The organism is Terriglobus sp. YAF25 (assembly GCF_052113305.1).
In the GTDB taxonomy this organism is placed as follows: domain Bacteria; phylum Acidobacteriota; class Terriglobia; order Terriglobales; family Acidobacteriaceae; genus Terriglobus.
The window spans coordinates 1-11,292 of record NZ_JBFRCY010000135.1 but is presented as its reverse complement, the minus strand read 5'-3'; the positions used below and the strand labels follow the sequence as shown (position 1 = coordinate 11,292).

Annotated in this window: 6 protein-coding genes; 5 read left to right on the top strand and 1 reads right to left on the bottom strand. The window is 60.0% G+C overall.

Features of this window, described 5'->3' with window-relative positions; genetic code table 11:
• Positions 1 to 1,593, bottom strand: a 1,593-nt coding sequence (locus AB4043_RS07565) for a uroporphyrinogen-III synthase (protein ID WP_442306781.1), incomplete at its 3' end; no start/stop codon positions are given.
• A 724-nt stretch (positions 1,594 to 2,317) separates the two neighbouring features.
• On the opposite strand from AB4043_RS07565, the gene AB4043_RS07560 reads away from it, so the two are divergent.
• The 5 genes from AB4043_RS07560 to AB4043_RS07540 all read left to right on the top strand — a co-directional run bounded on the left by AB4043_RS07560 (position 2,318) and on the right by AB4043_RS07540 (position 11,011).
• A complete protein-coding gene (locus tag AB4043_RS07560) occupies positions 2,318 to 3,979 on the top strand; it encodes a NirA family protein (RefSeq protein ID WP_442306780.1) in 1,662 nt (553 codons plus the stop codon).
• Positions 3,976 to 5,754: a diflavin oxidoreductase gene (locus tag AB4043_RS07555; RefSeq protein ID WP_442301465.1), complete on the top strand. Its 1,779-nt coding sequence runs from the start codon at positions 3,976 to 3,978 to the stop codon at positions 5,752 to 5,754. Before AB4043_RS07560 ends, AB4043_RS07555 begins: the two co-directional genes overlap by 4 nt.
• Positions 5,755 to 5,786: 32 nt before the next feature.
• On the top strand, positions 5,787 to 7,382 hold the full coding sequence (locus tag AB4043_RS07550) for a DmsC/YnfH family molybdoenzyme membrane anchor subunit (protein WP_442301466.1): 1,596 nt from the start codon (positions 5,787 to 5,789) through the stop codon (positions 7,380 to 7,382).
• Entirely contained in the window at positions 7,379 to 9,616 is a 2,238-nt protein-coding gene (locus tag AB4043_RS07545) for a molybdopterin oxidoreductase family protein (protein ID WP_442301467.1), read from the top strand. Before AB4043_RS07550 ends, AB4043_RS07545 begins: the two co-directional genes overlap by 4 nt.
• 138 nt (positions 9,617 to 9,754) lie before the next feature.
• Positions 9,755 to 11,011 carry a nitrate/nitrite transporter gene (locus tag AB4043_RS07540; RefSeq protein WP_442301468.1) on the top strand — a complete coding sequence of 419 codons (1,257 nt, stop codon included), beginning with the start codon at positions 9,755 to 9,757 and terminating at the stop codon, positions 11,009 to 11,011.
• Positions 11,012 to 11,292: the final 281 nt, after the last annotated feature.

The following is an 11,292-nucleotide window of genomic DNA, read 5'->3' as shown; positions in this document are numbered from 1 at the left end:
GAGCAGAATCGCGTCGGCGACCTCACGCATCGACTTCCGCCGTTGCCGGCTCTCTTTCTGCATCATGCGGTAGGCCTCATCTTCGGAGATCTTCAGGTCGCGCTGCAGAATGCCTTTGGCGCGATCGATTGTCTTGCGCGATTCGAGCCGGTCCGCAAGCTGAAGGTTCTCAGTCTCGAGGCGTGCACGCTCGATTTCAGCGCCTACCAGAACGCCGATCGTCGCCAACAGGCGGCGTTCAAGGTCGGTATGGAAGTAGGGCTGCTTGTGCTGCAGGTTCAAGACGCCCACCACACGGCCGGCACAGAGCACCGGAATGCAGAGCATGGCTTCGAAGGTGTCTTCGGGAAGATTGCGGAAGGCGCTGAAGCGAGGGTCTTCGCTGGCGCGCTCCGGAATGGAGACCGGCTCGCGATGTTCGGCGACCCATCCGGTGACGCCTTGTCCGACGGAGACCTTCAATTGATCGATTTCGGCGGCATGCGGATTCCGCGAAGCGCGGAGGACGAGCTTGTCCTCTTCCAGCGTGTAGATGAAGCAGGAATCGCACGGCACCATCGCGCAGACGCAGGCAACGATACGCGAAAGCACGACGTGCAGCGCGTCGGTTGAGGTGAGGCTGCTGCTTACCTGCTGCAGAATATCGAGCGGCGCCAGGCCATCACGGAAGCCAGCCATCGTCGAGGTGGAGGGAGCAACCTGCTGCACCGGCCATCCGGGCGGCTTCGAGACGATCGTCGCCGCCTCATCTTTCGGCTTGGCGCCGGCAAAGGCATCGGATGAACGCTTCTCTGCAAGCACTTTGCGGGCGTACTGTGCTGCTTCGTTCACCATGAAGCCCATGCGCGGCCGCGACGGCTCGAAGTCAGGCTTCAGACCGTAGTGCAGAATCTCTTCGGTTGTCGTCGGTCCAACCGAGATGATGGCGATGGACTCGAGGGCGCGCCGCATCTCATCAGCAACGCCCATATCGCTGGCCACATGGAAGAGATGAATTACCTGCACCGCGGTCATGAACAGGACGACGTCGATGGAGCCATCGATGATCTCGCGTATCGCTCCCTGCAGCGGTGCAATGTCGAGCGGGAGCCCCCACTGATAGACCGGAACCTTGGTGACAGAGGCGCAGCGATGGACCAGCTCGGCAATCAGCTCAGGGTTAGTGGCGCCATACTCCTGCACCGCGATGTTGTAGCGCGCGAGCTTATCGCCGTACTTCTTGTCCATCTGCGCCAGTACTTCACGCCATGTGCTCGGCTCTGCTGTAGTGACGGCGACCGGAACCTGTAACTCACGCAATGCGGCGACCGGCTTTACACCTCTGGCAACGATCTGCCGCTCGCGTAGCTGCTGCAATATTTTTTCGCGATCGAAGGAGGCGCTCAGGACCTCCATCATCTTCGCCACGCCCACACCTGTCATGAAGACGATGAGATCGATCTCCCCTGCGAGCAGGCGGCGGCCGAACTCCACACAGTCGGTATTCGAGCTGAGCGGAATCTCGCGCATGGAAGGAACCACGAGCGGGTCACCGTTGTAAGTGCGAATGAGCTTCTCCACCTCGCGCTCGCGGCGGGTCTCTAGAGATAACACTCGCAATCCTTCAAAGCTGGCGTGGGGCATGACTCTCCGAAAACGGGTTGAGCTGCGTTGATTCCGGGGGAAATTGATTAAAAGATAATCAATCTCATTCTAGAACTGTACGGTGATCAGGTGCGAAAACGCCAATTGATCGTTCTTAGAGCATTTTCCCCTGTTGCTGGGTATTCCAGAAGAGGAGTGCAGCGGCGTTTTCATTGCGGAAAACGCCCATAGAGATGAGGAAGCCCTACTCTACACCTACAGGGAAATGCTTTAGAGCATTTTCCCTGTTACTGGGTATCCCGGAAGGGGAGTGCGGCGGCGTTTTCATCGCGGAAAACGCCCATAGATGAGGAAGCCCTACTCTACACCTACAGGGAAATGCTCTAGGGTGAATGCGCAGAATTCCTTTTCTATCAGAGGATTGCGAGGAAATAGCGAATCCCCGATGAAAAGACCTTGCGCCTAATCCAGTATCGACCTATACTCCAACCATTGAACCCTTCGGCTATGGCAGCCTGAAGGTGTTATCTGAAGGTGCGGCCCCTTGATGCGTCCGCCTTCGCCAAACTGAGCATTTTCAAGATTAGTAAGCTGCTCCGCGACGAGCCTGAGTTCACCGCCGATGTGTGCGTGTGGGATTGCTGCGTTCGTTCCGGAGTTTTTCGCATTGCCGCACAGGTGATTCAGGCCGTCGTACATCATCCACCGATTGTTTTGCCGCGTGAGGATGTTTATGTCGACGATGCCACACAATTTCGTCTCGCCGCAGTCGGGCTTCTCCGATGAGCAGGCACAGTATCTCCGTGGATTCTTTGCGGGTGTGTTGCAGCGCCCGTATGTCGGGCACTCTGCATCCGGACAGATCACCTCTCAGCCTTCGGCCGGCAGTGCAAACTTCGCCGAGCCCGCCACGGAAGAGACCTTCTTCGGCACGCCAATCTCTGATCTCTGCGCAGAAGAGCTCTGGAAGTACGAGCGGAATCCACTGGATCTGTGGGATGAGCTGCTGCAGACTGCAGCCTCCAACGAGGCTCCTGATGCGGAGCGTCGCTATCGCTTCAAGTTCCACGGTTTGTTTCATGTAGCCCCCGCGCAGGACTCCTTCATGCTGCGCATGCGCGTTCCCGGCGGAGTGATGACCTCCGCGCAGATGCGTGGCGTCGCCACGATTGCTGAAAAGTTCGGCAACAGCCGCATCGATCTTACGACCCGCGCCAACATACAGCTTCGCGAGTGCGCACCGAAAGATGTCGTCAATGTGCTGAACGGCGTTCGCAAGCTCGGCATGAGTTCAGTCGGCTCCGGCGCGGACAACATTCGCAATATCACCGCATCGCCTATCTCCGGGTACGATCCGCAGGAGCTGATCGACGTACAGCCCTACGCCGATGCGCTGCAGAACTACATCACCAACTCGCGCGATATGTTCGGCCTGCCGCGCAAGTTCAATATCGCTTTCGATAACGGCGGCGCCATCAGCGCGCTGGCCGACACCAACGACATCGGTTTTGTTGCCGTTTCTGTCGGTGAAGGGAAGAGCGTGCCGGCGGGCGTCTACTTCCGCGTTCTGCTCTGCGGTATCACCGGGCATAAGCAGTTCGCTTCGGACTGCGGTTTGCTGTTGAGCCCTGACCAGCTTGTTGCTGTGGCTGCGGCGATGGTCCGCGTCTTTGCTGAGAACGGAGATCGTACCGATCGCAAGAAGGCCCGCCTGAAGTATCTCGTCGATCGCTGGGGTGTCGAGAAGTTCCTGGAAGAGACTGAGAAGAAGCTTGCGTTCCCGATCCTGCGCGTCGATGCCTCGGAGTGCGAATTACGCGGCCCGATCAATCGCGCTGGACATCTTGGTGTGCATGCCCAATCGCAGCCCGGCTTCTCTTACATCGGCGTCTGTGTTCCCGTGGGCTGGCTGCCTATCGTGCAGGCCCGCGTCATTGCGGATGTTGCCGAGCGCTTTGGCAGCGGCGAGCTTCGTCTGACGGTGTGGCAGAACCTGCTTATTCCGAACGTTCCCGAAGATCGTGTTGCAGAGGCATGTCGTGTGCTGCATCAGGCCGGGCTTGAGACCGCAGTCAACCTACATGTGACTGGTTGCCCACACTCCTGCGCGCAGCACTACATCGGCGATATCGGCCTGATGGGCGTGAAGGTCGGTGGCGAAGAAGGCTATCAGGTGAACCTCGGCGGCGGAGCCGACAACGATCAGGCCATGGCGCGGCAGCTCTTTCCAGCGATGAAGTACAGCGAGGTGCTGCCTGCGCTGCAGGCGATCTTTACGGTTTACACGGCACAGTGCATGGAAGGTGAGAGTTTCCTCGCTTTCACGAACCGGCATAGTGTCGAGGAGTTACGCAGTATGTGTAGCAGCGATGTTCGTGCGGAGGTGATGGCGTGAGCGCACAGCCCGTCCCTTTTATTCCGCACGATGCTCCCTTCAACGCCGACCAGCGCGCGTGGCTTAATGGGTTTCTTGCGGGTCTCTACTCGAGTGCTCCCGCGCCGCAAGCTTTTGCTGTGCCCGTACCGGCTTCGGAGAATGTGGCTGTTTACTTCGCCACACAGAGCGGAACGGCTGAGCGCCTGGCGAAGAAGTTCGCCAAGGAACTGAAGACCGCGGGCCACAACGCGACGGTTACCTCGCTCACGGATGTGACGCCATCCCATCTCGCAGAGCAGACCAATGCCGTCTTCTTCGTCAGCACTTACGGCGATGGCGAGGCTCCGGATCATGCCAAGGCATTTCGCGATGCTCTGATGGGCGCGGACTCTCTCAGCCTGGCTTCGCTGCGGTACTCCGTATTCGGTCTCGGAGATAAGACTTACGAACAGTTCTGCCGCTTCGGCGTGGAGCTGGATGACCGCCTGGCGGACCTTGGTGCGCTGCGCATCACATCGCGCGTCGAGAGCGACGTAGATGTCGATGAACCCTTCGCCGCCTGGAAGGGAACGTGCGTTACGCAGATCGGCAAGAAGTCGAACGGTGCGAATGGGACGAAGCACGCTGAGGTGGCTACGGCCGCTGCGGCGGCTCAGCCGGTAAAGCAGTCGCTGTATTCGCGTGAGAATCCACTGCATGCAACCGTGGTCGATCGCCGCGCGCTGACCTCGAATATCTCGAGCAAGCTCACTATCCACCTGGGGCTTCAGCTGAACGAAGATCTGCCCTACCAGGCGGGCGATGCCTGCGGTGTTCTGGCGCAGAACGATGCTGTGCTGGTGGACGAAACGCTGTCGCTGCTGCCGTTTGGTGCAGACACGATGGTGGAGGTTCCCAAGGCAGGCGCCTGCAGCCTGCGTGAGGCTCTGCTGCATCACTACCAGCACACCCGTTTGAGCCGCAAGATGGTGCAGGCCTTTGCGGAGAAGACGAAGTGCAAGACTCTTTCGGCGCTGTTGCCGGCAGAGCAGGCCGCTCACCTGGATACGTTCCTGTATGACCGCGGCCTGATCGATCTGCTGCATGCGTATCCTGGCGCTATCGATGCACCGGAAGAGCTGCTTACGATGCTGCCGCGTCTGGCGCCGCGGCTCTACTCCATCTCTTCGAGCCCGGCGAAGCACGGCCTGGAGCTTCATTGCACCATCGGCGTAGTGCGCTATCGCTCGCACAACCGTGAACGCGGCGGTGTCGCTTCCACGATGCTTGCCGAGCGGGTCGACGTGGGCGAGACGGTGCCGGTCTATATCCAGCCGAACAAGAAGTTCCGCCTTCCCGTTGACAGCAATACGCCCATCATCATGATCGGGCCGGGCACGGGCATCGCTCCCTTCCGCGCGTTCCTGCATGAGCGCGAGGCACTTGGACAGAAGGGCCGCAACTGGCTCTTCTTCGGCGAGCGTAGTGCGCAGACCGACTATCTCTACAGCGAAGAACTGCGCTCCATGTCGGAGAGCGGCCATCTCACGCGGCTCGATACGGCCTTCTCGCGCGATCAGGCGCACAAGATCTACGTGCAGGACCGCATGATCGAGCACGGCGCGACCTTCTGGCAGTGGCTGCAGGAAGATGCCCGCGTTTATGTCTGTGGCGACGCCTCGCGTATGGCCAAAGATGTGGACTCGGCGCTGCACACACTGATTGAGAAGCACGGCGGTATGAGCAACGAAGCCGCCCGCGAGTATGTTTCGCAGATGCATGACGACGGCCGGTATCACCGGGAYGTTTACTAAGCCGTGTACTAGGTAAGGAACGAGGGAGCAACGTGGCACTGCCGCTTCAAGAACGAGCGATGGAGACCGACAGCGCTGAGCTGGTGCGCCTCACCCTGGTCGAGGGTGGAGCGGCACCCTCGCTGGTAAATGCGCTGATTCCGTCGCGGCCGCTCGAGGCCGGAGAACAGTACCGCTTCCACTTCGATATGACGAAGTGCATCGGCTGCCGCTCCTGTGAGATTGCCTGCAATGAGCAGAACGGCAACCCGGCCGATATCAAGTGGCGCCGCGTTGGCGAGCTGGAAGGCGGCATCTATCCCAATGTGATGCGCACCTACCTCTCGATGGGGTGCAACCACTGTCTCACCGCCGATTGCCTGCGCGGATGTCCTGTCGATGCCTACAGCAAAGATCCGATTACAGGCATCGTGCTGCACTCTGCCGAAGCCTGCATCGGCTGCCAGTACTGCGTGTGGAACTGCCCTTACAGCGTCCCGCAGTTCAATCCAGAGCGTGGCGTCGTTGGCAAATGCGACATGTGCCGCGAGCGTCTGCTCGATAACCGCGAGCCTGCATGTGTGAATGCATGCCCGGAGAATGCGATCCAGATCGAGATCGTGAACAAGAACGAGTGGACGGCGGACCACTCCCTCGCCGATTCGCCGGGTATGCCTCCTTCTGGCCAGACGGTCTCTACCACGCGCATCACCCTGCCTGAGAAGAGCTCCGTCACCTGGCTCGATCGCGTCGATACCGGTTCCATCGCGCTTGAACATGCGCATCCTTCTCTTGTCGTGATGACCTCTGCCATGCAGGCAGCCTTTGGTTTGCTCTGCGGTCTATTGCTGGACCGCAACCTCGGAGCGGTGAGTCTGACGCTGCTGCTGCTGGTTACTGTCATCGCGATCAACATTTCCATCTTCCATCTCGGACGGCCTGCCTATGCGTGGCGCGCCCTGAAGATGTGGAAGCGTTCGTGGCTGAGCCGTGAGGTCCTATGCTTCACGCTCTTCCTGGTCACGCTGACAGTATCCACAGGCGTTGCGTGGGCGTCGCTGATGCGCCCTGTGCTGGAGCGCGCGGTGACTCCGCTGGCGCTTGTGGCGGCCATGATCGGACTTGCAGGAACGCTTGCCAGCGCGCGTATCTATCTGGTCAAGGCACGTCCAGCCTGGAACATGATGCATACACCGCTTGACTTCGTGCTCTCGGCCTTTCTGATGGCTGGGCCGGTGATGGCGGTGATGCAGGCGCCTGCGGTCTGGATTGCAACACGGCTGCAGGCAGTTGGTCTGACGGTAGCTCTTCCTCACGTCACGCCGCATCCCCGGGCTGTAGCCCTGGCTGCCGTCCTCTGGATCGCGAACCAGATCACGCGCATCGCCCGGCTTCGCGGCTCCGCGATCTTTGAGCGCCATGCCAGCTACAACCATCTGCGCGGCGAACAGCTCTGGTGGAAGGTGGCACTCTCCTGGATCTGCGCTATCCAGGCTGTGCTCTTCCTGCTGGCGCCGATGCCCTGGCTTTCACTTGCCGCGGCCTCTGCCGCTGTTCTTCTGAACCGCTATCTCTTTTTCGTCTCCGTTGTTCCGCTCAGCATGGGATTGACCTTCAGCAGCGGATCCCATGGAAAGGCGGCGGCATGAAGAAGCGGGTGACACAATACGCCAACGCTGTGGCGGAAGACCGCGCCAGGATGCAGCCGCTCACGTTTCTGCAGCGGATGCAGCGCTGGCTGGGCTTCGATATCGCGCGGACGCAGTATCGCTATGGCAAAGATGCACGCTTCGGCTACATCTCTGAGTCGCGTATCGCGGACACATGGACGAAGACGACCTGCGGTTACTGCTCCGTTGGCTGCGGGATGCTGGTCGGCACGCGCAACGGACGCCCTGTTGCCGCACGCGGAAACCCCGACCATCCGGTGAATCTGGGCAAGCTCTGCCCCAAGGGACTCAGTGAGCACCTGATGGTCGAGGCTGCCGGCCGCGCCACCACGCCGATGTTGCGCCGCGGCGGCCGCGGCACTCCGCTTGAGCCGATCTCCTGGGACGAAGCCCTCGAGGTGATGGTGACGCATATCGGGTCGATCCAGGAGCGTTTCGGCAATGACTCGCTGGGTGTGATCAGCACCGGCCAGTTGGTGACGGAGGAGTTTTATACCCTCGGCAAGCTGGTGCAGCTCGGCTTCCGCAGCCGCAACTACGACGGCAACACCACGCTGTGCATGGCCAGCGCGGTTTCAGGCTACAAGCTGAGCTTCGGTTCAGACGGACCTCCAGGGTCCTATGCCGATATGGAGACGGCGGATGTCGTACTGCTGATCGGCGCGAACATTGCGGACAATCATCCTATCCTGTGCAACCGCCTGCGCAAGAAGCCCGGGCAGGTGCTGGTTGTTGTGGATCCGCGTGTCACCAAGACTGCGATGATGGCCGATCTTCATCTACCGGTGAAGCCGCGCTCCGATATCTCGCTGATCAACGGTATTGCGCATATTCTGCTGCGGGATGGCCTGATCGATCGCGAGTACATCCGCGAGCATGTTGAAGGTCTGGAAGAATTCGTCGGCTTCGTCGCCGACTACACGCCGGAGGCGGTCAGCGCGACCACAGGGCTTACGGTCGAGACCATCGAGAAGGTGGCTCGTCTCTACGGAGAGGCGAAGTCGGCTTTCATTGGCTGGACGATGGGTGTGAACCACTCCACCCAGGGCGCGCATACGGTCGCGGCGATCAACAACCTCGCAATGATTACCGGCAATATCGGCCGCACAGGCGGGGCTCCTTTCTCCATCACCGGTCAATGCAACGCGATGGGATCGCGCGAGAGCAGCTTCACCACGGCTCTGCCGGGTTACCGGAAGTTCGATAACGCTGAAGATCGCAAGGCACTGGCAGCCATCTGGAATGTTGAAGAAGAGGAGCTGCCGACAGCACGCGGTCTTGCTTACCCGGACATCATCGAGGCCGCCGTCAAGGGGCAGGTCAAGGCGATCTGGATCATTGCCACGAATCCCGTGGTCTCCTTCCCGAACCTCAACCTGCTCAAGCAGGCCTTTGAGACGACGGAGTTTGTCGTGGTGCAGGATGGTTTCTATCCAACACCCACGATGGACTATGCCGACCTGGTTCTTCCCGCGGCCATCTGGGGAGAGAAGGAAGGGACGTATACGAATTCCGAGCGCCGCGTCAGCAAAGTGAATGCCTTTGCCACGCCGCCGGGCGAGTCTCGTTCTGACTTTGATATCTTCCTCGCGCTTGCAGACCGGCTGGGTGTACGGGACAGGCTCTTCCCGGGATGGAGCAGCACACATGATGCGTGGCTCGAGTGGCAGAAGGTCTCCGCGGGCCGCATGTGCGACTACAGCGGGTTCACCTGGCAGCAGCTCGAAGATGAAGGTGGCAGACAGTGGGGCGGGGAACGACTCTACGGCGATGGCCAGTTCCCCCGCGAGAACGGCCGTGCTCTGCTGCACTGTGTTCCGTGCCTGCCCTTCGTGGAGCAGCCGAACACCGAATTCGATTTGATTCTGAATACCGGACGCACCGTTGAGCACTGGCACACGCGCACCAAAACCGGCGCTGTTGCCATGCTTGACGCCATGTCTCCCAATGCATGGCTAGAGATGAATCCGGCAGATGCTGATAGGCTCTCGCTGCGCCAGCATGATCGTGTCACGGTCCGCTCCAGGCGTGCTTATGTTCGCGACGTTGAGTTGCGCATTACCGGGATTGTCGCTCCCGGACAGGTCTTCATGCCGTTCCACTTCGCTGAGCAGAATTCCAACCTCGTGACTCTGGGTGCTTTTGACCCCATCAGCCGCGAACCCAACTTCAAACAGTGCGCTGTATGTGTCGAGCGTTCCGCTCTGAAATAGCACTGTTCTGTATGTCTTTCTCGCGCCCATGGCCGCCGCGAGTGTGTACCGAGCCGAACCTGGAAGTTCGCTCCTGTCGTAGCAGTACCTTTCGTGCCGCATTACATTTCGACATTTCTAATCTCAGGAGCCTTTCAAATGGCCAACGTAAAGCACTTTCTAAAATCCGGTCATCCAGCGACGCTTTTCGCGTCGTTCCTCTACTTCGACTTCACCTTTGCTGTGTGGGTGCTGAACGGAGCAATGGGACCGTTCATCACCGAGCAGTTCCACCTCTCGCCGGCGCAGGTCGGCTTGATGGTGTCTTTGCCCACCCTGGCAGGTGCTCTCATGCGTTTTCCGCTCGGTGTGCTGAGCCAGTACATCGGCCGTAAGAGCGCGGCCATCGTGGAGATGAGCTGCATTATCGCGGCGCTGCTCTATGGCTACTTCTTTGTGCACTCGTTCTCGAACGTGCTGGCCATGGGCGTTCTGCTCGGCACCGCCGGCGCAAGCTTCGGTGTTGCGCTTTCGCTGGGAGCGGGCTGGTTCCCGAAACAGTACAAAGGCCTGGCCATGGGAATCGCCGGAGCCGGCAACAGCGGTACGGCTATCGCGGCCTTCTTCGCTCCGCGTCTGGCGAAGGCTTACGGATGGTCGCACGTCTATGGCTTCGCTGCGCTGTTCATGCTGCTTCCGCTGATCGTAATGATCATCTTCGCCAAGGAACCGCCCGACTCCGAACACCAGACACTGCGCCAGCATCTCAAGTGCCTGGTGGAGCGCGATGGCTGGTACTTCAATCTCGTCTACATCATTACCTTCGGTGGCTTCCTCGGTCTCGCGACCTTCCTACCCTCGCTCTTCGTCGCACAGTTCCACATCCCGAAGACGCAGGCGGGAACGCTCACCATGTGCGCCACGCTGCTTGGCAGCATGACCCGCGTTGTTGGTGGATGGTTTGCTGACCGGGTTGGCGGCGTCACGACGCTGAGTGTCGTCTTCCTGATTGCCATTGCCGGTATCTTCGGTCTGGTGACCTCGCCGTCCCTGGTAGTCACGACAGTGCTCTTCATGCTGTGCTTCGCCGCGCTGGGCGCCGGTAACGGAGCGACCTTCCAGCTGGTTCCGCTGCGCTGGCCGCTGGCAACCGCGGTTGCCGGCAGCATGGTGGGTGAGATCGGCGCACTGGGCGGCTCCATTCTGCCCAATGTGCTTGGCCAGTCCAAACAGCACACAGGATCATTTGCAACGGGCTTCGCGGCTTACGCCGTCTTCGCACTGCTGGTGCTGGTGATGCTGCGCATCGTTTCACGGAAGTGGACGCGTACCTGGGTTGGGGCGGGCGGCAGAGCCCTTGCTCCCGCGATGGCGGAGGTCGATACGGCCAGTGCTGAGGAAGTGCTCGCCGTATAACGGACGGCACTTCCTTGTTCATCGTCTGACCGGTTTCTCTTCGTCGCGTCTGCATGCTCTGACTGCGATCACAGCCGTGGTGTGTCTTGATAAGGAGATTTTTCGTGAAATCCGCTCTCTTCGTCCTCGTTTCGGTGGCATCTGTTGCGGCTTCGTTTGCCCAGTCGCCGGCCGCCCCGCCATCGTCTGCTGTAAATGTCACCGCTATCCTGCGTGAGCGTAGCAATGTCACGCAGTGGTTCGCGGCGACGCCAACCTCGGAACGCTATGCCCACCAGGAC